This window comes from Rhodoferax sp. (genome assembly GCF_018063565.1).
GTDB lineage: Bacteria > Pseudomonadota > Gammaproteobacteria > Burkholderiales > Burkholderiaceae_C > Rhodoferax.
This window is the reverse complement of record NZ_JAGPBB010000022.1, coordinates 23,912-46,364: the sequence shown is the minus strand read 5'-3', so window position 1 is coordinate 46,364 and position 22,453 is coordinate 23,912. Positions and strand designations below refer to the sequence as shown.

Annotated in this window: 21 protein-coding genes; 7 read left to right on the top strand and 14 right to left on the bottom strand. The window is 60.4% G+C overall.

The genetic code is table 11. The features are described from left to right. From KBF66_RS07400 to KBF66_RS07380, 5 genes are all read right to left on the bottom strand, one after another. A partial coding sequence (locus KBF66_RS07400; RefSeq protein ID WP_296654634.1) for a hypothetical protein occupies nucleotides 1-229 on the bottom strand: 229 nt, incomplete at its 3' end. 77 nt (nucleotides 230-306) lie between these two features. Continuing rightward, nucleotides 307-888 carry a DUF3365 domain-containing protein gene (locus KBF66_RS07395; RefSeq protein ID WP_296654632.1) on the bottom strand — a complete coding sequence of 194 codons (582 nt, stop codon included), beginning with the start codon at nucleotides 886-888 and terminating at the stop codon, nucleotides 307-309. 90 nt (nucleotides 889-978) lie between these two features. Next, nucleotides 979-1,443, bottom strand: a complete 465-nt coding sequence (locus tag KBF66_RS07390; RefSeq protein ID WP_296654630.1) for a PaaI family thioesterase — start codon at nucleotides 1,441-1,443, stop codon at nucleotides 979-981. Between the two features lie 90 nt (nucleotides 1,444-1,533). Next, a complete protein-coding gene (locus tag KBF66_RS07385) occupies nucleotides 1,534-2,958 on the bottom strand; it encodes a DUF3422 domain-containing protein (RefSeq protein ID WP_296654628.1) in 1,425 nt (474 codons plus the stop codon). Between the two features lie 26 nt (nucleotides 2,959-2,984). After that, nucleotides 2,985-3,587 carry a nitroreductase family protein gene (locus tag KBF66_RS07380; protein WP_296654625.1) on the bottom strand — a complete coding sequence of 201 codons (603 nt, stop codon included), beginning with the start codon at nucleotides 3,585-3,587 and terminating at the stop codon, nucleotides 2,985-2,987. A 230-nt stretch (nucleotides 3,588-3,817) separates the two neighbouring features. Here KBF66_RS07380 and KBF66_RS07375 point away from each other — a divergent pair, with 230 nt between their 5' ends. From KBF66_RS07375 to KBF66_RS07365, 3 genes are read left to right on the top strand one after another with little or no spacing between them, the layout of a single operon-like run. Then, the gene (locus KBF66_RS07375; protein WP_296654623.1) at nucleotides 3,818-4,993 is read left to right on the top strand and encodes an ABC transporter substrate-binding protein; all 1,176 of its coding nucleotides are present in this window, start codon (nucleotides 3,818-3,820) and stop codon (nucleotides 4,991-4,993) included. Nucleotides 4,994-5,011: 18 nt separating this feature from the next. Further along, the gene (locus KBF66_RS07370) at nucleotides 5,012-6,628 is read left to right on the top strand and encodes an ABC transporter permease (RefSeq protein ID WP_296654622.1); all 1,617 of its coding nucleotides are present in this window, start codon (nucleotides 5,012-5,014) and stop codon (nucleotides 6,626-6,628) included. 1 nt (nucleotide 6,629) lies between these two features. Then, a complete protein-coding gene (locus tag KBF66_RS07365) occupies nucleotides 6,630-7,277 on the top strand; it encodes an ATP-binding cassette domain-containing protein (RefSeq protein WP_296654621.1) in 648 nt (215 codons plus the stop codon). A 69-nt stretch (nucleotides 7,278-7,346) separates the two neighbouring features. On the opposite strand, the gene KBF66_RS07360 is transcribed toward KBF66_RS07365, so the two are convergent. From KBF66_RS07360 to KBF66_RS07325, 8 genes are all read right to left on the bottom strand, one after another. Further along, on the bottom strand, nucleotides 7,347-8,171 hold the full coding sequence (locus tag KBF66_RS07360) for a DUF547 domain-containing protein (RefSeq protein ID WP_296654620.1): 825 nt from the start codon (nucleotides 8,169-8,171) through the stop codon (nucleotides 7,347-7,349). 5 nt (nucleotides 8,172-8,176) lie between these two features. Further along, nucleotides 8,177-10,327: a bifunctional TVP38/TMEM64 family protein/FAD-dependent oxidoreductase gene (locus KBF66_RS07355; protein WP_296654619.1), complete on the bottom strand. Its 2,151-nt coding sequence runs from the start codon at nucleotides 10,325-10,327 to the stop codon at nucleotides 8,177-8,179. A 183-nt stretch (nucleotides 10,328-10,510) separates the two neighbouring features. Further along, nucleotides 10,511-10,819 (bottom strand): hypothetical protein, encoded by a 309-nt coding sequence (locus tag KBF66_RS07350; protein WP_296654616.1) that lies wholly within the window; start codon nucleotides 10,817-10,819, stop codon nucleotides 10,511-10,513. Between the two features lie 180 nt (nucleotides 10,820-10,999). Continuing rightward, complete coding sequence (locus tag KBF66_RS07345) at nucleotides 11,000-11,416, bottom strand: hypothetical protein (RefSeq protein ID WP_296654614.1); 417 nt, start codon at nucleotides 11,414-11,416, stop codon at nucleotides 11,000-11,002. 12 nt (nucleotides 11,417-11,428) lie between these two features. Then, entirely contained in the window at nucleotides 11,429-12,715 is a 1,287-nt protein-coding gene (locus tag KBF66_RS07340) for a hypothetical protein (protein WP_296654610.1), read from the bottom strand. Nucleotides 12,716-12,750: 35 nt separating this feature from the next. Next, nucleotides 12,751-13,860, bottom strand: a complete 1,110-nt coding sequence (locus KBF66_RS07335) for a two-component system response regulator (protein ID WP_296654609.1) — start codon at nucleotides 13,858-13,860, stop codon at nucleotides 12,751-12,753. Further along, nucleotides 13,853-15,856, bottom strand: coding sequence for a hybrid sensor histidine kinase/response regulator (locus KBF66_RS07330; RefSeq protein ID WP_296654608.1), 2,004 nt, complete (start codon nucleotides 15,854-15,856; stop codon nucleotides 13,853-13,855). The genes KBF66_RS07335 and KBF66_RS07330 overlap by 8 nt, the downstream gene beginning before the upstream one ends. Before the next feature lie 207 nt (nucleotides 15,857-16,063). Continuing rightward, the gene (locus KBF66_RS07325; protein WP_296654605.1) at nucleotides 16,064-16,543 is read right to left on the bottom strand and encodes a low molecular weight protein-tyrosine-phosphatase; all 480 of its coding nucleotides are present in this window, start codon (nucleotides 16,541-16,543) and stop codon (nucleotides 16,064-16,066) included. Between the two features lie 168 nt (nucleotides 16,544-16,711). Here KBF66_RS07325 and KBF66_RS07320 point away from each other — a divergent pair, with 168 nt between their 5' ends. Beyond that, nucleotides 16,712-17,125, top strand: a complete 414-nt coding sequence (locus KBF66_RS07320; RefSeq protein WP_296654603.1) for a cytochrome c — start codon at nucleotides 16,712-16,714, stop codon at nucleotides 17,123-17,125. Between the two features lie 15 nt (nucleotides 17,126-17,140). Next, the gene (locus KBF66_RS07315) at nucleotides 17,141-18,562 is read left to right on the top strand and encodes an FAD/NAD(P)-binding oxidoreductase (RefSeq protein ID WP_296654602.1); all 1,422 of its coding nucleotides are present in this window, start codon (nucleotides 17,141-17,143) and stop codon (nucleotides 18,560-18,562) included. Nucleotides 18,563-18,574: 12 nt separating this feature from the next. On the opposite strand, the gene KBF66_RS07310 is transcribed toward KBF66_RS07315, so the two are convergent. After that, nucleotides 18,575-19,159, bottom strand: a complete 585-nt coding sequence (locus tag KBF66_RS07310) for a TlpA disulfide reductase family protein (protein WP_296654599.1) — start codon at nucleotides 19,157-19,159, stop codon at nucleotides 18,575-18,577. Between the two features lie 151 nt (nucleotides 19,160-19,310). Here KBF66_RS07310 and KBF66_RS07305 point away from each other — a divergent pair, with 151 nt between their 5' ends. Then, complete coding sequence (locus KBF66_RS07305; RefSeq protein WP_296654597.1) at nucleotides 19,311-20,621, top strand: hypothetical protein; 1,311 nt, start codon at nucleotides 19,311-19,313, stop codon at nucleotides 20,619-20,621. Then, nucleotides 20,621-22,417: an N-acetylglutaminylglutamine amidotransferase gene (locus KBF66_RS07300; protein WP_296654595.1), complete on the top strand. Its 1,797-nt coding sequence runs from the start codon at nucleotides 20,621-20,623 to the stop codon at nucleotides 22,415-22,417. The genes KBF66_RS07305 and KBF66_RS07300 overlap by 1 nt, the downstream gene beginning before the upstream one ends. Nucleotides 22,418-22,453 lie beyond the last annotated feature (36 nt).

Sequence of the window (22,453 nt, the reverse complement as noted above, 5' to 3'; positions counted from 1 at the left end):
CCGGATCGTCCGGATCGTCCGGATCGTCCGGATCGTCCGGATCGTCCGGATCGTCCGGATCGTCCGGATCGTCCGGATCGTCCGGATCGTCCGGATCGTCCGGATCGTCCGGATCGTCCGGATCGTCCGGATCGTCTGGATCGTCTGGATCGTCTGGATCGTCTGGATCGTCTGGATCGTCTGGATCGGGCTCAGGTTCTTCCGGTAGCGGCAAAGGTGGTAGCGGCAAGGGAGGCGGTGGCAAGAAATGAACGAGCCTCGCCCCGCGACCCTCATCACACCGCGGGACGCCCGGTGTTGACCGCCCTACATCGCCTTGCGGATGGTGATGGCACCGCGAATCTGGCCCAGCTCGTAGCCAACTCCCTTGTCGTCCGGGTACAGCGCCTTGATCTTTTCGGCCACCTCGGGCTTGATGGAGGCCGCCGGGCCGTGGCAGGCCACACAAACCCTTTGAACCGGCAACGCTTTCATGTATCGGTACTCCTTGCGGCCATCGGTTTCAACCACACCAAATTTTTCCAGACCTGAAGGTGCCTCACCGGCAGCGGCACGACGGTCAAAGTCGTCAAGGCCGGCACGCTCCCAACTGTCTGGCACTGCCTTGGGGTTGCGATTGCGCAGGCTGACACGGCGAATCGCCCATCCGGTCTGCTCAGAGGCGTTCTTGGCCATCTGGGGGGCCTTTTCGTTGCAGACGGTGATCGCCGACACCACGCCGTCCTTGGCAATTTCCTGGTTCAGCACATCCAGCAGTTTTGGTGGCACAGCACCTGCCACGGTGCGCGCGTTCTCCAGCAGCGCGGCGTCGTCGGCCTGTGCCGACAGGCCCAACAGCAGGGTGGCACCGATCAGCGTGCCAGCCATGGTGACGAAATTTGTCTTCATTTTGGGATCTCCGATGGGTCAACCAATCATCAAGGGGTAAAGCAGCACTTTCCACGCAAATCAAGCGGCTGCGATCCGAGGGGGCACGGCTTAAGCCGCGCCAAAATTATCCGGCATCTGGATTGCCACAATCTCACCTTTGGCGGTGGCCACGCCAGCGGCGTACACCGTCGCTTCCACCACCACCTTGCGGCCTTTGATCTCCTTGATGCGGCCACGAATTTCCAGCGTTTCACCAATGGGGGTGGGTTTGAGGTAGTCCACATGGAGTGAGCCGGTGACAAACCGGAACGCCGGCAGCGTGTCCATCTCGCGCCCGGCCTGGCGGTACATGGCCGCAGCGGCGGTGCCGGTGCCGTGGCAGTCAATCAGCGAGGCCAGCAAGCCGCCGTAGGTAAAGCCCGGAATGGCGGTATGGTAGGGCTCAGGAGTAAATCGGGTGACAGTTTCGTCGCCATCCCAATAGGTCTTGATACGGTGACCGTGCTCATTTTTGGCACCACAACCGTAACAGTGGGCGAGATTCTCCGGGTAATACTCTTGGAAGGCTTTCATCCTGTCTCCTGGTTGATTGCTGAAAAAATTGCAAATTCATAGCAATAATATCTCACTGCTATTGGGCTAGAGGCCACTTTCACATCAAAATCAATGCCCATCGTGCAATCTGGCGTGGATCTTCTGGGTGGTCCGCCAGACCGCCCACAACACCACCGGCACCATGGCACCCGCAGCCATCTCGGGGTTGAGCGGCACACCCGCCGCTTTGAGGGCTTTGCCACCATACAACAGCAGACTGATCACATAGTACGAGATGGCCGCAATGGACAAGCCTTCCACGGTGCTTTGCAAGCGCAGCTGCAGCGCCTGGCCACGGGTGAGTTTTTCCAGCAGTTGCTGGTTCTGCACCTCGGTGGCGATATCGACCCGGGTGCGCAGCAGGTCACTGGTGCGCGCCACCCGCTCTGACAGCGAAGTCAGGCGCTGCTGCGTCGCCACCACGGTGGCCATGGCTGGCGACATCCGTCGCTGCATGAACTCGCCAATCATCTGGGTACCGGGAATGGCCTTTTCCCGCAACTCGGCGATGCGCTGCCCCACCAGGGCGTAATAAGCCTGGGTGGCGGAAAACCGGTAGACGTTCTCGGCAATGGCGCGCTCCACACCGGCGGCCAGCGCCACCAGGGTGTCGAGCAGCTCCTGGTCCGACGCGCTTTTGTTTTCGAGGCGCGCCGTGATTTCGGCCAGCGCCGTTTCAGAGCGGGTCAGCAATGGCCCCAGCGCCTTGGCCACCGGCAGGCCACGCAGCGCCATCAAACGGTAGGTTTCAAGCTCCAGCAAGCGGCTGGCGATGCGCCCGGCCCGGGTCGGGCTGGTACCTTCAGGCGCAATCACCAGCATGCGCTCGAAGCCGTCGCGCTGCAGCTGGAACTGCGTCAGCACCCATGAATGCCCCAGTGGATGGCGGTAATGCGGCGAGATCGGACCCGCACTGCCCTGCTCTGCTGCGTTGAACGCATTGCTGCCCATCAGCGATGCCACCACGCTGCGCGCACCGAGCCAGCGCATGGCGCGGCCCATGAGACGCTGCGGATCGTCCAACGCGGCGTTGAGCATGACCAGCTGCACCGCCGACACGGTGCGCCCAGGGATTTGTGCCAGCCAGCCCGCCGGCAGTGCCAAGGCCGACATCAGCTCGGGCTCGGCCACGTCGAGTTGCGCGGCCTCAGGCAGCGCTTGCACCAGCGTGTACCGACTGAACTCGGTGTGGCGCTCCCAACGCAGGCTGAAGCGCTCGCCACGCAAACGCAGGAAGTTGTCACGCAGCTGGGCTGGCTGCAGATCGGCATGGCCTGGCAAGCGCTGCAGGTGGGCACACGCCGCCTCACGGGTGACAGCATCATGAATGACGGCAATGTCAATGATCAGCGCCGGCAAATGGATGCGCGCCGTGGGTCGGGCGTGGACCTCGTTGTGCAGCACAGCGCGCAACGGGTCGTCCGCCGGCAGGCAGGCAGGGACGCCGTCGACGCAGGGGTCGGATAAAGCCACGATTGAGTCCGGTGTTGGCATGGTGTGGTCCTGCGGTTCTTGTCCGATCACAGGCTGCTGACAAAGGTGCCGGGGTCGGGGCGCAGGCGGGTCGGCTTGCGTCGGTCTGCAGTGCCCACATTGACACAACAAACCGCCTGCTCGCCGTCGACCAGGCCAAAAAGCTGACGCAGCGCCTGGCTGCGCATGGCCAGGCCACTGGTCAGACTGCTGCCAAAACCCATGCTGTGCGCCATCAGTAACAGGTTTTGAATGGCCGCGCCCAGTGACACCATGCGCTCCAGCGGCTCCACATCGGGTTCACATGGCCCCAACCGGGCGATTGCCAGCGCCAGAAACGGTGCCCGAAAGGCCTTTTCGCGCGCCTGTTCAACTTGTTGCGCCGCGGCATCCGGATCGCGTTCGATCAGGGCCTGCGCAAAAACTTCGGCCAGTGCGGCGCGTGCCGTGGTCGGTACCAGCACAAACCGCCACGGCAAAACAGTGCGGTGATCCGGCGCTGCGGCAGCGGCAAGGAACATTGCCCTCACCTGATCCGCGCTGGGGCCGGGTGCAAACAGGCGCTTGGGCAAAATGGTCTGGCGGGTGGTGATCAGGGTGAGCGCAAAACTGCTTGCATCACTGTCCATGTCGTCCTGAGCTTGTTTCATGTCGCTATGGTAGCGCCTGGCGTCCGCCAATCCGCCGGAAAACGCGGGTGTACGCTTGGACCGTGCACTGAAATTTGGCACGCTGGATGACAAGAACTTGGCGCAGGGGCAAATTCGTCTGGCAGGCAACAATGGGGTGAATCATCGACACTGATTCCACCCTCGACTGTAAGGTTTTGCCTCGTCTCGGCGACCAAACAGCAAAATCGTTCACCCACGGAGTATTCTGCATGAAATTTTTAACGCTTGCCACCCTCGCGCTCAGTCTGGTTGCGCCCACCGGGGCCAGCGCCGACTGGGCACAGATTCAAACGGAAGCCAAAGGGCAGACTGTCTATTTCAATGCCTGGGGGGGCAGCGAGGCCAGCAACCACTACATTGCCTGGGCCGCCAAGGAAGCCAAAGCGCGCTATGGTATCGACGTGCGGCACGTCAAGATCACCGATGCGGCAGAAGTCGTCAAGCGGGTACAGACCGAGCTGGCGGCCGGGCGAGCCCGCGACGGCTCGATCGACCTCCTGTGGGTCAACGGTGAAAACTTCCGCAACCTCAAAAACAACGGTCTGCTGTTCGGCCCATGGGCACAGAGTCTGCCCAACTGGGGCCTGGTGGACTTGAACAAACCGGTACGAACCGATTTTTCGGTACCCACCGAGGGCTACGAGTCGCCCTGGGGTACCGCCCAGCTCACGTTCATCGCTGATCGGGCCAAAACACCCACGCCACCGCGTTCAGCTGCCGAGCTGCTGACGTTTGCCCGGGCCAATCCGGGGCGCGTCAGCTACCCACAACCGCCGGATTTTCATGGCACCACTTTTGTCAAACAGATGCTGCTGGCGCTGACGCCCAATTCGGCTCCCTTGCAACAAGCCGTTACGCCAGCAGGCTTTGCCACCGCCACACAGCCCCTGTGGGCCTACCTTGACCAGTTGCACCCGCATCTCTGGCGAGCGGGCAAGACCTTCGCCGCCAGCGCCGCCGAGATGCACCGCATGCTGGGCGATGGGGAGCTCAAGCTGTCGATCACCTTCAACCCCAACGAGGCCGCCAATCTGATCGCCAGCCAACAACTGCCCGCCAGCGCCTACAGTTTTGGTTTCACCGCAGGCACCATCGGCAACGTGCATTTCGTCGCCATACCTGTCAATGCGCGCGCCAAAGCCGCCGCGCAGGTGTTTGCCAATTTTCTGCTCTCTGCCGAGGCGCAAACGCACAAGGCCGACATTGCCGTCTGGGGCGACGGCACAGTGCTGGACATCGGCAAACTTCCGCCCGCCGCCCAGGCCCGGATCCGCCAGACAGCGCCCGGCGCCCTGACCGAAGTGGTGCCCACCTTGCCGGAGCCGCACGCCAGCTGGGTGGAAGCCCTGGAGGCCGAATGGCTCAGACGTTACGGCGCACGTTGAAGTGAGGTACTTCGCCTTGTGGACAAGCCCCTAGCGGACACCCAACGCGCGCGGTTGGCGGCTTTGCCTGTGCTGCTCATCTTTGCCCCGCTGCTGCCGGGGCTTGGTTGGGCTCTGGCACCCGCCATGGATGCCAGCGTGTGGTTGGCGCTGTGGCACGACACGCAGTGGCCGCTGGCCTTGCGGGCCAGCGTGCTATCCAGCGTGCTGAGCACGATGCTGGCGGGTGGGGTGGCCGTTTGGCTGGCTACTCTGCACTACCCCGGTCACTGGTGGATGCGGCTGCAGCGCCGCTTGCCCCTGTTGCTGTCGGTACCACACGCCGCATTTGCCGTCGGAATATTTTTTTTGATAGCGCCTTCTGGTTGGCTGGCAAGGGCTGTCGCGCATTTTGTTGGCTGGACCAGTCCACCCGATTGGGTCACCGTGCAAGACCCCTATGCCTTGAGTCTGGCACTCGCGCTGGCGATCAAGGAGAGTTGGTTTTTGCTCTGGGTGCTGGCTGCGGTGTTGGGGGAGCAGGCGGTGGCCCGACAGATGGCAATGGCGCGCTCGCTGGGCTATAACCGCAGCCAAGCCTGGCGGCTGATTCTGTGGCCCCAGGTGTTGCCACGCATGGCCTGGCCGCTGCTGGCCGTGTTTGCCTATGGCTTGTCGGTGGTGGACATGGCCGTCATCCTGGGGCCGGGTACACCGCCAACCCTGGCGGTGCTGGTGTGGCGCTGGCTGACCGACCCTGACCCCGCCATGCAGGCACGCGGCAGTGCTGCATCCATGGTTTTGCTGTGGCTGTTGTTGCTGGGTGTGCTCGGCGTGCGGACGCTGTGGTGGTTGGGCCAACATCATCGGCCTTACCCGGACGGGCAGCGTCAGCCCGGGACCGGCTGGCGTTGGCTCTGGGTGCCGATCCCCCTGGTGTGGGTGGGCTACGCCGTGATGGCGGTACTGCTGCTTTGGTCAGTGGCGCAAAGCTGGTTTTTCCCGGCCCTGCTGCCCGCTGCCGTGTCCATGGCCACCTGGCAACAGGCCGACTTGCTGCCCTTCTGGACTACCCTGTGGCTGGCCGCGGCGGCAAGTCTGCTGTCTTTGCCGCTGGTGCTGATCTGGCTGGAATGGGGTCCACAGCGCTTGACTGGGTGGCTTTACCTGCCACTGATCGTACCGGCCTTGCCATTGGTGGCCGCTCAATACGCTGCCCTGCTGCATTTGCAACTGGACGGCAGTGCGCTGGCCCTGGTCTGGAGTCACCTGTTGTGGGTGCTGCCCTACATGGTGCTGACGCTGATCGGGCCGTACCGAGCGTTTGACCAGCGCCTGCTGACCAGCGCACGGACCTTGGGCAATGCACCCTGGCGCGCCTGCCTGCGCGTCAAATGGCCGATCCTGGCACGGCCGATTTTGGCCACGCTGGCGGTGGGTTTTGCAGTGAGTGTGGCGCAGTACCTGCCCACCCTGTTTGCCGGGGGTGGCCGTTTCATCACCGTCACCACCGAGGCGGTGGCCTTGAGCGCGGGTGGCAACCGCCGCGTGCTGGCGGTGCAGGCTTTGTTGCAAGTTGCGCTGCCAATGGCGGTTTTTGCATTGGCGGCTGCGGCGGCCTATGGGCTCGGGCGGCATCGAAAGGGACTGCGCTGACATGTTGACAATCCGCGATCTGAGCATTTCCCATGCCACCACCCCCTTGTTTTCGGGGCTGTCGTTGCGTGTCGAGCCGGGTGAGGTCGTGACGGTGAGCGGGGCGTCGGGCTCCGGGAAGTCAACCCTCCTGAACTGGCTGATTGGCGACCTGGACCCGCACTTTGCTGCCAGCGGTGAGCTGTGGCTGAACGGCACACGCTGCGACCGGCTGCCCACCGAAGCGCGTCACATTGGTCTGCTGTTTCAGGACGACCTGTTGTTTCCCCATTGGAGTGTCGGCCACAACCTGGCGTTTGCCTTGCCGGCACGCTTCAAGGCAGCCAATGAACGCCGCCAGCGCGTGGTGGACACGCTGGCTGACATGGGTCTGGCTGGTTTTCAGGACCGGGATCCGGCCACGCTGTCGGGTGGTCAACGGGCGCGCGTCAGTGTGATGCGCACGCTGCTGGCCGAACCCCAGGCCTTGTTGCTGGATGAGCCCTTCTCCAAGCTCGATGCCGTCCTGCGAACCCAGTTTCGCGCCTTTGTGTTTGAGCACATCTCGCGTTTGCGCATTCCCACCCTGCTCGTCACCCATGACCCGGCCGACGTGCCGCCCGGGGGTCGCGTGATTGAAATCACAGACTGGCAAGGCGGCCAGGTGTGAGCGTGCCGCCTTGCAGCGCGCATGGGCCGGGTGGGGTGGTGGTTACCGCACCCACCCCGATCGACGCCATCAGCGTTGAAGCACGGGTACGGCATGGCGGATGTCGTTCAATTGCCAGTCATAGTCCAGAAACGAGATGTCAAGCTTGCCAACTGCCAATGGACCGAGCCGGTCGGCCGTGAGCGCCAAAGCGCCGCTGTAAAGCGCCAAAAACTGACCCAGGGTATGGGCGCCACGCCATCCTTGTTCAAAGTCTGACCTGTACCATTTGAAAATACTGGAGACCTTGAGCGCTTCCGATTCAAGGCGATTGCGTGTTCGGTCCGACAAGAACTTTTGCGCCGCGTCGTCCAGTTGGGCACTCAGGCGTTCGGGCACATAGGCTTCAGCACGCAGTGCCGGGCAGCCAATGCTGGCGCAGTTCACCGCGAAGTGGATGCGTGGGTCGTTGTAGCGGCCCGAGCCGCGGATCAGGCCGTGTTCGATATCGTCGAGCGACCGGGTTTCGCCCAGCAAAGGGATGAAGCGCTTTTTCCAGGGCGACTGGAGAAAAGAGCCCAGATCCTTGATGGATCTGACACCCGGGTAAGCCGTCAGCACCAGTTCCAGCGTCCAGGCGTTGTAACTATTGATCAAAAACGCCAGCTGCACCGGGTTGCCCCAACCGTCAAACTCGGTTCGGCTCACTTTGGCGCCGCTGGCCAGATAAGCTTGCAAGGCGGCACGATCGGTTTTCAGGCCCGCGTAATCAACCGCGCTGGCCTGGCCATTGCGCAAGGTTCGCACATGTTTCTTGAGCAAGCCGTCCCAGGCGGCACTGTCTGGCCCTTCGGCCCTCACCCCACCGGCCTGACCGGCGAGCACCATCAGGGCAAAAAATAGTCTCTTCAACATGCCAATCAGCCTCGCTTCCAGGTATGAAACCGCGCCAGCCATGACAGCACGGTTTGTGGGGCGTGCGCGCGCTTCCACTCACCCGCTGCAAACTTGTTGGCCTCGGCCAGCGTTGGGTAGGTGTGAATGGTGCCCAGGATCTTGTTCAAACCCAGGCCATGTTTCATCGCCAACACAAATTCGGCCAACAGGTCACCGGCATGTTCACCCACGATGGTGACGCCCAGAATGCGGTCTTTGCCTGGCACCGTCAGCACTTTGACAAAACCGTTCGCTGTGCCATCGGCAATGGCGCGATCGAGGTCGTCGATGCCGTACCGGGTGACTTCATGGGCGATGCCTTTTTCCTTGGCCTTTTGTTCATTGAGTCCTACCCGTGCCACCTCGGGCTCGATGAAGGTGGCCCACGGCACCACCGAATAATCGACCTTGAACTTCTTGAAATCGCCCAACAGCGCATTCACCGCAGCGTACCAGGCCATGTGCGCGGCGGTGTGGGTGAACTGGTACGGGCCAGCCACGTCGCCGGCCGCATAGATGTTGGGGTACAGGGTTTCCAGATAGTCGTTCACGGCCACGGTACGCTGGGTGGGAATACCCAAGTCTTCCAGTCCGTACCCCTGCAACCGCGCCACGCGACCCACGGCGCATAGCAGGGCATCAAACTCAATGCGTTTTTCTTGCCCCTGGTGCTCCACGACAATGACTTTGCGCTCGCCATCACGCTCGCAGCGCAAGGCTTTGTGGCTGGTCAACACCGCAACACCATCGCGGGTCAGAGCATCGCGCGCCAGGTCAGACACCTCGATGTCCTCACGCATCATGATGCGTGGTGCCATCTCGATTTGTGTCACCTTGGAGCACAGGCGGGCAAAGCTCTGCGCCAGCTCACAGCCAATCGGACCACCCCCCAAAACAACCAGGCGCGCCGGTGGGGTGTCGAGCTTGGCAAACTCGTCCCACAGTGTGTCACTGGTGACGTAACCCACGTCATCCAGGCCGGGCAACGGTGGCACGAAGGGGCGAGCACCGGCTGCAATGACAATGGAACGGGTGGTCAGACGCTGGGTGCCACCCTGATTCAAGTGGATTTCCACCGTCCAGGGATCGACAATCTTTGCGTAGCCCGCCAGCACTTCGACGCCCAGCCGGGTGTAGCGCTCCACACTGTCGTGTGGTGCCACTGCCGCAATGACCTCGTGCACGCGGGCCATGACCTTGCCAAAACTGAACTCGGGCTCGGTTGCCGTCAAGCCATAGTTTCCGGCGTGACGCATCTGGTTGGCGATACGGGCCGACTTGATCAGTGCCTTGCTGGGCACACAACCATAGTTCAGGCAATCGCCACCCATCTTGTGTGCCTCGACCAGGGTGACCCTGGCCTTCACTGCCGCCGCAATGTACGACGTCACCAGGCCAGCGGCACCACCGCCAATGACGATCAGGTTGCGATCAAACTTGTCCGGACGTTGCCATTTGGCGTAGATCCGTCGACCTTGCAAAAAGCCCATGAATTGCTTGGCCAACATGGGAAACACACCGAGCAGCGCAAACGAGAACAAGAGACCAGGCGACACAATGCCCGACAAGCTGGTAATTTGCGCCAACTGGGTACCAGCATTGATATAGACCAGGGTGCCCGCCAGCATGCCCAACTGGCTGACCCAGTAGTAACTCAGGGTGCGCACAGGGGTCAGACCCATGAGCAAATTCACCAGAAAGAAGGGGAAGATTGGCACCAGTCGCAGCGTGAACAGATAGAGCATGCCATCTTTGGCCATGCCGTCGTTGATGGCCTTGAGCCGCTCGCCAAAACGGCGTTGTATGGAATCCCGCAACACATAACGAGACGCCAGAAAAGCCAAAGTGGCACCGATGCTGGAGGCGAATGACACGATGACGGTGCCCACCGCCAGGCCAAATAGGGCACCCGCCGCGAGGGTCATGATCACTGCACCCGGCAGTGACAAGGCGGTGACCACCACATAGACGGCAAAAAAGCCCAAACCCACCAGCAGCGGTGACGCGGCACGCTGCGCTTCAAACTGCCCCAGACTGGCCTTTAAACCATCCAGAGTCAGGTACTGGTTCAGATCCAGCACAAAGAAGCCAATAACCAGCACGACCGCGGTGAGGAGAATCAGAATTTTTTTCATGGCTGGTGGCTTTGGAGTTCACCTGATGATGGCAACAAATGCGCACCTTATGCGGACATAGTCGTGCATGACCCTGCATTTCTTACACTGCGCAGGAGACAACCTGATGGGCAAGGCCTTCGCGCCGATGGCGGCAAGGCAGGCGACCCATAGGCCAGAAACATGCACCCAGGGTGAATCAATTCACCCACCGCCGCGTTGGGTGCCCAGATCAAAGCGGCGTTGCACCTGGTAACGCCGCGCATCGTTGAGCCCGCTGTACGTAAAACACAGCCTCAATCGCGGTATCGTCAACAAGGCAATTCGCGCATCCGGCAAAACCGCCCAACACAAGTTCAACACACCGTCCGGCCAGGTCGCGCTGCAGCGGGCATGGTCTGGCTCCAGCTTCAAGACGGCGGCGGGTAATGCCCCCGGCAACCACGACAACAGGTCAGCCGGCGTGCAGCCCATGACACGGTCAAACTCTTGCGGAACAAAACTGGGGGTCATGGGCAGGTGGGGTCCATCACCTTCAGCGGGGGCAGACCGAGCGAAAGGCCCGGCACCCGCTGCACATCGGGTCGTGATCGTCGAGAAGTTGTAGGCGCATGGAGGTCGTCGTCATTGGATTGGCTCCATCAGCCAGATCAAAGACGGATACACACCGGCATTTGAGTCAAACCTGCCAGGCTATTTACGGCTCAGCACGTTGATATTCTGTTTGACATCGCTGTCCAGAATGTAGCCGATGGCACCAGGGTGCGACTGGACAAAGTCAATGACCTCACTGGATGCTGCAAGGTCTTTCGGCGGGCTTCCTTTGCCGATGAACTTGCGTACGGTCCAATACGCTTGATACTTTTCTTCGTCCTGACTGAGGTAAGCCGCCAGAAACTGGCTGCGAACCAGACTGTCAGGCACCTGATTGACGGCGACGATGGCGATGCCGTTCACCTCGATCACCCTTCCAGTGAAAATTTTTTGAATCGTGACCAAATCAAGCTTACGCAATGACGGGTGTCCAATGACGGCGACGTTTTGCGCCAGGGCTGAAACAGAGACACAGCAAATTGCCACAGTGAACATGAGGTGACGGAATGGTTTCATGGTTCCGCCCCCTCAGAACACGAAACTGTACGACAGCGAGAACACATGGATGCTCTTATGGCTGACATTGCCGCCTGCTGGTGCATCGACCAGACTGCTGGCAACCCCAACACGGGTGCGTACCCATTCGGTCTTGATTTTTTGTGTCGAACTCAGTGCATAAGAGGTGCCAATGGCCCAGGAGACCTGATCAAACGCCTGATAAAAATCGGCGCCGGCCCGCTGCGATGCATTGATCACGGCGGCCGCCGGCCCCACAAGCGCTGCGGGCACCGTGGTGGTGTTGAAGGTTTGGTAGCGCTCAAGTGAAGCGCTTTCGGTGCGCAAACTGGCCCAATAAAGGTAAGGCGTCCATTTGCCAATGCGTTTGCGCAAAGACACATAGCCACCGTCAGTATCGATGCCACCGCCATTTCCGGTCGTGCTGCGGCGGCGTGCGTACTCGGTGGTCAGACGAATATTTTGCCCGAGATCCAGATCGGCACCCAAATTGAACAGTGTGAAATCAAGGCTCTTGGTACTGCGGATTCCAGGACCCGGCTGGAAGTTGTAGTAACCAATGCCGGGTGCCAGGGCAACAAAATTGGGATCTTCCAGCCACTCCTGCCCATCCGTGCGCTCAACCGAAGCCAAGTGATATCCGACCCGGTACACACTCTCTCCAGGACGATAGGTCAGCAGAAGCCCTGTGCCCTCAGCATTCAAGGGCGTGAAATTCGCACCTGCCGCCAGCAAGCCGGGAATGCCATCGCGCACATGGATGCGCAGCTCGGTCTTGCCCTTGCCCCAATAGCCGTCCAGGCTCAACTCACTATTCTCGAAGCCCCAGGTCTTGTTGAACGAGGCCCCTGTCATATCGACGATCGGTGAGGTTGCATACACCTCCAGAGGTTGGCGGGCCAGATCCAGCGTGGCGCCAACATCCAGATTTTCGGAGTTCAGATAGCCGGGAACGCGCAATTTGCCAGCTCTGATCAACCAGTCATTGCTGGGTCGCCAGGAGAGAAATGCCCACGAAAGTGTTGCATCCCAACGGCTGTCGTTCTTGATCGACGGAGCCACTTTGGCCTGCACCGTGGTGCTCCATTGCGGTGTGAACTGGGTGTCCAGCTGCACTCCGAAAAGACTGTCCCGAGTCAATGTGCCGGTGTTATCAATGAAGCGCTGATAGTTGAACGGCTGGTCAGAAACGGCATAACCCAGCGTACCAAAGCCGGAAACGGCAAAGTCCACGGCATAGCCCGTGCCGGGCAAGATGCAAAACAAAGGGCCAAGCAGTGCCAGCAGCAGTGGTTTCATGATGAGAGGGCGATGAATTTGGCTGGTAATGGGTCTCAAGCATCGGGCCAACGGTCGGCGATTTCAACAAAAGCTGCCGCATTGGCAATAAAGATGTCCACAATCTCCGGATCAAAATGACGACCGCGACCTTGCAGAATGATATCTGCTGCCTGGGCATGTGTCATCGCGGGTTTATAGGGTCTCGCACTGTGCAGGGCGTCATAAACATCGGCCAGGGCCATCAGACGTGCGGTCAGCGGTATGGCCTCGCCGGCCAGGCCGTGCGGATAGCCGGAACCGTCCCACTTTTCGTGATGGTGGCGGGCAATGTCCAGAGCGATATCCAGAAACTCACCCTGATCGCCCATGAAATTGTCGGCTCGCTGCAGAATGTCGTAGCCGCGTTCGGCATGCGTTTGCATGATGGCGAACTCTGCGGCATCGAGCTTGCCGGGTTTGAGCAGGATGTGGTCTGGAATAGCAATCTTGCCAATGTCATGCAGCGGCGCGGATTTGGCCAGCATCTCCACATAGTCCGGTGTCAACAGCGTGGTGTACCGAGGCAACAAGGCCAACTGCCGTGCCAGCAGCTGCACATATTCCTGGGTACGCCGGATGTGGTTGCCAGTGCATTCGTCCCGGAACTCGGCCAGGGAGATCATGACGTAAATGGATGCATCCTGAAGGCGATGTACCTGCGACAGGCGACGCTGGACTTCTTGTTCGAGCCAATGGTTTTTGTCCCGCATGAAGTCCTGCCAATGCTTCATGGCCAGATGGGTGCGCACCCGTGCAGCCACAATCGGTGGGCTGATCGGTTTGTGGATGAAATCGACCGCCCCCACAGAAAAGCCGCGCTCCTCGTCTTCGATGGCCACTTTGGCGGTAAGAAAAATCACCGGAACATTCCGTGTCGTGGCATCAGACTTGAGTTGACGGCAAACCTCGTAACCATCCATTCCCGGCATCATGATGTCAAGCAATACCAAATCGGGCGGGGCGGCACGCGCGTATTGCAGCGCCTTGATACCGTTGTTGGCAACCTTGACCCGGTAGTCCTCCTGCAGCAGATCGGCCAACACCGTCAGGTTGGCCGGTGTGTCGTCAACGATCAGCAACGTTGGACGGGCCAGGCCCGAGTCATGAAGTACGGCGTCAGTCATGGTCATTCGGCGTTAAGGTCGCAAGTATTTCCAGCGCAGTATCGAAGTCAAATCGGCTCAGTGCATTCTCGATGCGCTGGATGTCAAACGGTTCCAATATAGCGGCGAACGCCACCGTGTGCGTGCGCCACAAGTGAACGGCCTGGTTGTCGCCTTCGCCCAGAAGCTGCCGCAGGCGCGGCAAACAGGCCGGCAGCGTTCTGGAACCAGACGCAGAAACTGACGCCGGCGCTTGACCTGAACCAGCCGTCGCAAGACCCGGCAATTCCACCACGCTTGCAAAAGACGGCTCCGGCCGTTCTTGATGTGCCACTCTGTCAGCCAGGTCAAACTGGACGCTGAAGTAAAAGCGCGAGCCCTTGCCAAGCTCGCTTTCAACCTGAATGTGCCCCCCCATCAGTTCCACCAATTTCCGGGCAATCGCCAAGCCCAGGCCGGTGCCGCCAAATTTCCGTGTAGTTGAGCCGTCAGCCTGCGAAAACTCCTGAAACAGATGCTCCCTTTGTTCAGGCGAAATGCCAATGCCTGTATCTTCGACTTCAAAACGAAGGATCAGCTGATTTTCACTGTACTCTTGAACAAGCACCCGCAATCGAACCTGACCCAAAGGGCTGAATTTGATGGCATTGCTCAATAAATTGGTCAAAACTTGCCCCAGACGCATGGCGTCGCCCATGACCACAACACTCTCATCCGACAGCAGCGGCGAGGGAATCTCAAGCAGCAGTTCGACCTGACCGTCCTGCGCTCGCAATCGAAGCAGGCTCAGCGCACTGTCAATCACCTGCTCCACGCGAAACGGCTGGAGATCCAGTTCCATCTTGTTGGCTTCAATTTTTGAAAAATCAAGAATATCGTTGATCAGCGCCAGCAGGGACTGAGCGGCCCTGTGAATGTGCCCGGCATAATCGCGCTGACGTCGTGTGAGTTCGCTGTTGAGGATCAGATGCGCCATGCCGATGATCGCGTTCATGGGGGTTCGGATCTCGTGACTCATATTGGCCAAAAACATCGACTTCGCGTGGGTTGCCTCCTCGGCACGTTGGCGAGCCTTTTCCAGTTCATCCTGAATGACAGCGCGGTGCGTGATGTCGTCTTGTATCGACTGGGCCATACCGTCCATGGCAGCACCGAGCGCCACAATTTCGTCCACCCCATGCCCTACATCGGAGCGGGTGGCGTATTCGCCGCCCGCCAGTTTGCCTGCTGTTTTGCCAATGCGGTCCAGCGGCCGCAATACTGAACGCAACACAACGGCATACCCCACGCTGACCACCAGCAATGTCCCCAGCATGAACATCAACGAACGTGAAATCATCTGATCAAGCTGTTGGGTGGCCTGGACGACTTCATCATCGGTCCGCTGGCCAACTTGGTGGGAGAGGTTGCGGATCGCATCCGAGACGATGGCCTTGAGCGCGATGTATTGAGGCCCGTGTACCAACCCGCTGGCAAACTTCAGGTCGGGCGTTCCGTCTGAAACAAACTGCTTTTTATGGGGGTCGTAAAGTCCCTGGGTGGCAGCGAATGCCACCTGCTCGATCTTGTTCAGAGCTTCGGTAGCACGAATCAGCGAGTGAAAGCTGTCGAGCTCCCGCGCACTAAAGCCCAAAGTCTGCATACGCTGGGCCAGTGAACGCTTCAGGCCCGATTTGGGCAGGGCGTGAACCTGCCGGCCAGCAATGACCCGATCCCAGTAAGTGCCCGGGTCAAAGTCCTGCGGCACCGATTTTTCACCCTTTTGGATCGCAATGATGTCGTAGTAATAGAGCAAGTAGCGTGCTTCCCCGGTGACCGTGTAGGCGCGCACCAGATGTGCGAGCTGTTCGCTTTCAAGCCGCATCTCATTGATCAGCGCAATGGCTTGGCGGCTGTGCTCCTGTGCCGCAACAGCCTGGTCGTGGGCCTGTTTCACCTGCAGCATGATGAGTGCATTGGCGATCAGAGCCCCCAGCAGAATCAGGGAAAACCAGTTCGATGCCTTTCTCAGCTTCATAGCCAGCGATCCCTTTCAAACTCTGCCCACCCCAAAGCACGCCTTGACATCAAGCCCTGCACTCCAAGTTTCTGACGCCGCCATTATCATTGGCAATGGATGATTGATCACGGCAAACCGCACCGCCGCGCCACCCTGGCACCCGTTGATTTCGGTTGCCGTTGCCGGCGTTTGCAGATGCGGCTCTGTTGGTGTTCGGATCGACTTTCAAACTCTCAATTGGCCACGCGCGTGCGCCAGCAGACCATCACAGGCATCTTCCACCAGATCCAGTACCTGCTCAAAGCCCTGGTGTCCACCGTAGTACGGGTCGGGTATCACCGGGCTGTCGTGCCGCTGACAGAACTCGGTCAGACGGCGCAGCTTGTGCTGGTGCTGTGGTGGGCAGGCGGCCTGCAACAAAGCCAGATTGTCCCAGTCCATCGCCATAATGAGATCGAAGGAAACGAAGTCGTCGTCAGCAATCTGGCGGGCGCGCAACGCCGATAAATCGTACCCGCGTTGCCTGGCATGCACCTGTGAACGTGCATCAGGCGGGCTGTCGGGATGGTAGTTGTGGGTACCCGCCGAATCAACGCGCACCCGGTCAGCCAGCCCGTGCTGCTGCGCCCGGTGGGCAAAAACACCTTCTGCAGTCGGGCTACGACAGATATTGCCCATGCAGACAAACAGTACCGAATAAGTCATGGCGCTTCCTTGTTGTGTCTTGAAAGTTATCGGCACTATGCCAGCCTTGAAAGAAGAGCCGCCGAGCGCGCTCTTAAGTCCTTCTTAAGCACAGATCGCAAGAATTCAGTCCTGTGCACCGACGGCAAGTCATGCCGTCAACCGACCCGACCATTCTTAAGGAGCCTCATGAATCCCGATGCAACCCCACGCCGAGCATCTCATTGCCGCCTGTCGATCCTGGCCCTCACCGCTGCCCTGCTGACTGCCTGTGGTGGTGGCGGTGGAAGCACCACCACCAGCGACGAAAACTCGGCCACTGCGCCAACCCCTGTGGTGACGACACCCACCACGCCCGTCGTACCGGGCTCTCCCACCCAGACGGTTCAGGTCGGCAATACCAGCGGCCGACTGCTGGCATCCAACTGTTTCCAGTGCCACGGCACTGAAGGGACCGGTGGTTTTGACAACATCCGGGGTGAAAGTGCAGGTGAGATCAAAGAATTTTTGACCAAAGCCGCCAACAGCAACATCATGGCGGCGCATGTGCAGGGTTATACCGTCGCGCAGATTGATGCCATTGCCGCCTACCTCAACCAATAAATCAGGAACCTGAACATGCAGCACAACCTTAAAACTTTGCCCAATCGTCGCCGCTGGTTGCTCACGGCCATGGCCACACTCGGTGCCGGTCTGGTGCCGGTGCTTGGCCACACCGATGACGACAACGATTCTGGCGGTAGCAGTTCGGGCAGTACCACCGTGACAGCGGCCACGACCGGGCTCAGTGCCCGCGTTGTGGTCGTCGGTGGAGGTATGGCCGGTGCCACCGTGGCCAAATACTTGCGGCTTTGGGGTGGCAGCGGCATCGCCGTGACGCTGGTTGAGCCCAATGCCAGTTACACCTCCAACATCATGAGCAACCTGGTGCTCAATGGCTCGCGCAATGTGGCAAGCCTGGCCTATTCGTATGCCAATCTGAGCAGCAAATACGGCGTCACGCTCAAACACGCTGCGTTGCAGTCGATCGACAAGGCGTCCAAGACCGTCACACTATCGGATGGCAGCGTCTTGGCCTACGACCGACTGATACTGGCACCCGGCATCGAGTTTGACAACGCTTACGGCCTGAGTCAAAGCCACTACGACAACCAGACCCCTCATGCCTGGCACGCGGGTACCCAAACGACCTTGCTGGCCAGCCAGATTGCTGGCATGGTCAATGGCGGGGTTTTTGTCATGACCATCCCCAAGGCGCCCTACCGCTGCCCACCCGGCCCTTATGAGCGGGCTTGCCTGGTGGCTGATTTCCTGAAAACGCGCTTTGGCAGCGGCACCAGCTCCAAAGTGATCATTCTGGATGAAAACGCCAGCATTCAGGCCGAAGTTGACAATTTCAGCTACGCCTTTGGCACGCTGCACAAGGGGGTGATTGACTATCGCCCGGGTATCAGCGGCATCACCGTCAACCCCGACACGAAGGTGGTGACTTACAAAGACGGATTGCAGACCGCACAGTCGATTCAGGCGCAGGTCGTCAACCCGATCGCACCGCAACGCGCACGCGGTGCAAGCACCGGTGGCTGGCTGCACAATGCCGGGCTGAACAACAGCCAAGATGCCAGCGGCAAGCCGGATGGGCGCTGGTGTGTGGTGAATGTGCTGAGCTACGAATCCACCACCGCGCCCGGCATTCACGTGATTGGCGACGCCGCCAGTTGCGCCATGCCCAAAGCCGGGCACGTGGCCAACCAGGAAGCCAAAATTTGCGCCGACGCCATCATCCGCCTGCTCGGCGGGCAGCAACCCGATCCGGCACCGGTGGCGAATTCCGCCTGCTATTCACCCATCACCGCCAGCACGGCGTCATGGCTATCCACGGTCTACCAATATGATGGCGTCAATCGCAAAATGGTGGTGGCCGCCAATGGTGGCAACACGGTGGGTGCCAAAGCCACCGAGGCGGCGACCATCAGCAGCGACAACTTCAGGCAGATGAACACCTGGTTCACCACCTTGATGGGCGACAGTTTTGCCTGAGCCGCACGCTGCTTACTGGATCCACTGGGCAATTTGCGCCACGTCTTCGGCAAACATCTGGCCTTTTTCGGCCTGCAAGACTTTGCCGTCGCGCCCGAGGACCAGCGTGACCGGCAGTCCCCGTGGCTTGGGCAGACGCCGGTGCACCTCGGCGCTGACCCAGGCGGATGGGAAGGTATACCCCTTCTTGTTCAGATACGCCAACGCTTCCTCGGGCTGGCGGTCCACCGACAAGGCCAGCATCTGCAGACCTTTGCCCTGATAACTTTGCCAGAGTTTTTGTATCTCGGGACTTTGCTGGGCGCAAAACGGGCAGGTACTGGCCCACCAGTAAATGACCGTCACCTGCCCGGCAGTTTGTGCCGGACGGAACTGCCCACCCCCCAGCAGCGCCACTTCAGGCAAAGCAATCCGGCTGCCGGTGGCGGGCAAGGCGCCTGCCATGCGTTCCATCTGCGCCGGACTGAGCATTGCCGCACCCGCCGGCGTCGACTGCGCCAGCGCTGCTCGGTTCACCCCCAGAAAAAGACCCAATGGCCATCCCAAAGCAAGTCCTACGGTGCTGCGACGACGGCTGGAAAAAAGCACTGGGTTCATCTGGAGGGTCCTGCGGTTGACGGGTTTGGTTGGGGGGAATTCGCATGCTGGTCGCACATCGTACTCGCAGAGCGCGTCTGAGGCAAAATCAGTCCCTGTCACGCCGGGCGACCACCGTTGCGCGTGGCGGCCCCGAATTTGCCACGTTTTCATGACCACTGCCCACTTCCCCGAACCTGCCTTGCGCCCCAGTTCTGCTGAAGCGCTGAACCGAGACTGCTATTGCCGCACCCTCAACACACAACGCCTGCGGGAGCAACTGGAGGCAGACCCCAGCCTGAAGGGCTTGCTGGACGACATCAGCCACACCCGCCCCAACCTGTTTTCAAGCAGCGTGGTGTTCATGTCCGACCGCGTGCAGGGGCAGATCGAGGCCGCTGTGGCTGCCATCGAGCGGGTCGCGTCCTTACCCGGTTTCCAGGCGCAGGCGCTGGACCGGGCCGATGCCGTCGCGCAACACCGCTGGGGGCCGCTTGCGGCCTGCATGGGTTATGACTTTCACCTCAGCGCCCTCGGCCCACAACTGATCGAGATCAACACCAATGCGGGCGGCCTGCTCCTCAATGCAGCGTTGGCACGCGCGCAGGAAGCCTGTTGCGACGAGCTGAACCTGGCTTTTCAATCGAACCTTCAACACGAGAGCCTTCATCACGCCCTTTTTGCGATGTTTGCCAACGAATGGCAGTTGCAGCGTGGCGGTTCCCCTTGGCGCAACGTGCTGATTGTGGACCGCAACCCGACGGCGCAGTATCTGGCACCGGAATTTACGCTGTTTCAACAATTGTTTGCCTCACACGGCGTGACCGCCCATATTGCCGACCCCAGCGAGTTGAGCTGGATCGACGACCAGCTGCAGTACCAGAACACACCGGTAGACATGATCTACAACCGTCTCACTGATTTCTACCTGGAAGAACCGGAGAACCGGCCCTTGCGACAGGCCTATGAAACCGGTGCCGTGGTGCTGACACCGCACCCGCGCGCCCACGCCCTGCTGGCCGACAAGCGCAATCTGGTGGCACTCAGCCAGGACGAGCTTCTGCAAACCTGGGGCGCCAGCAGCGCAGACCGTCTATTGCTAGGCCGCACGGTACCCCGAACCCGGCTGGTTACCCATGACCAGGCGGATGCGCTGTGGTCACAACGGCGCGACCTGTTTTTCAAGCCGGTGGCGGGGTACGGTGCCAAGGCAGCGTACCGGGGTGACAAGCTGACACGCCGTGTCTGGGGCGATATCCTGGTGGGCGATTTTGTGGCCCAGGCCCTGGTGCCACCTGCTGCGCGCATGATCGAAGTGGATGGCGTGCTGACTGACCTCAAGTTTGACATTCGCGCCTACACCTATGGTGGCCAGGTGCAACTGCTGGCCGCGCGTATGTACGCAGGACAGACCACCAACTTTCGCACCCAGGGCGGCGGCTTTGCGCCGGTCATCGTGGTGCCTGACCAAGGAACGATCTGATGTGTGGCATTTGTGGCGAACTGCGCTTTGACGGCCAATCCCCTGACATGGCGGCGATTGGCCACATGTCGGACCAATTGGCGCGCCGGGGGCCGGACCATGCGGGTACCTACAGCGACGGTCCACTGGCTTTCGGCCACCGGCGCCTGTCGATCATCGACCTCTCCAGCCACGCGCACCAACCCATGGTCGACGCCACGCTGCAGCTCACCCTGGTATTCAATGGCACCCTTTACAACTACCGCGAACTGCGCACGGAACTGCAGTCGCAGGGGTACCAGTTTTTTTCTAACGGTGACAGCGAAGTCATCCTCAAGGCCTATCACGCCTGGGGCCAGCAGTGCGTGACGCGTTTCAAGGGCATGTTTGCCTTTGCCATCTGGGACCAGCGCAGCAGCCAGCTGTTTTTGGCGCGCGACCGCTTTGGCATCAAACCGCTGTATCTCACCCAGGACTGCCACCGCCTGCGGTTTGCCTCCAGCCTGCCTGCGCTGCTGGCCGCCGGAGGGGTTGACACCACACTCGACCCGGTGGCACTGCATCACCATTTCACCCTGCACACGGTGGTACCGGCGCCGCGTACCATCTTGAAAGGCGTGCGCAAGTTCCCGCCTGCGCACACCATGGTATTTAACCCCGACGGCAGCGTCGAGCAGCAGCGCTACTGGTCGCTCGACGCCACCCGGCCCGAGGTTGCGCCGTCCGAGCAGGAATGGCTGGAACAAACCCGCGCCTACCTGGACCGGAGTGTCGAGCGCCGGCTGCTCGCCGCCGATGTGCCGGTAGGCGTGCTGCTCTCGGGCGGGCTCGATTCGAGCCTGCTGGTGGGTCTGCTGGCCGAACATGTGAAAGACCTGCGTACGTTCTCGATTGGCTTTGAAGACCTGGGTGGCGGCGCCGAAAAAGCCGACGAGTTTGAGTATTCCGACCAGGTGGTGGCGCATTTCAAAACCCGCCACCACAAATTCAGCATTCCCAACAGCGAGGTGATGGCGCGCCTGCCGGAAGCGGTGGCACAAATGACCGAACCCATGGTCAGCCACGATGTGATTGCCTTTTACCTGCTGGGCGAGCGGGTGTCCAAAGAGGTCAAGGTGGTGATGTCGGGCCAGGGCGCTGACGAAGTGTTTGGCGGCTACTTCTGGTACCCCAAGATGGACGCCAGCAGCGGCACACCCCTGCAGCGTTTTGCCCCGCACTATTTTGACCGGGACCATGATGAGTACCTAAAAATGGTCACAGCGCCCTACCAGATTGCGGATGTCACTTCTGAGTTGGTAGCAAGCAGACTGTCTGAGCCTGCCGCTGATACATTTCTGGATCAGGTGTGGCGCTTTGACGCCACCACGCTGATTGTGGACGACCCGGTGAAACGGGTTGACAACATGCCGATGGCCTGGGCGCTGGAAGTACGCACCCCGTTTCTCGACCATGAGCTGGTCGAGCTGGCAGCCAAAATGCCGCCGGAACTCAAACTCAAGGAAGGTGGCAAGTTCCCGCTGAAGGCGATTTCGAGGGGCCTGATCCCGGACTCGGTGATCGATCGGCCCAAAGGCTATTTCCCGGTGCCGGCGCTGCGCTATGTGCGCGGGCCATTCCTGGAGATGATGCGTGACATTCTGATGTCGCCTGCCTGCCTGGCGCGCGGCCTGTACCAGCGCGACTATGTAGACAGGCTGCTGGCAGCACCCGAGGCGCCTGAGCACTTCACCCGCATCAACGGGAGCAAACTGTGGCACCTTGCGCTGCTGGAGTGGTGGCTGCAGGTGCATGTGGATCGTGTGGGTCGAACGTAGAATCCGGGGCAAAACGCACGATGTGTCGCTGGTCGA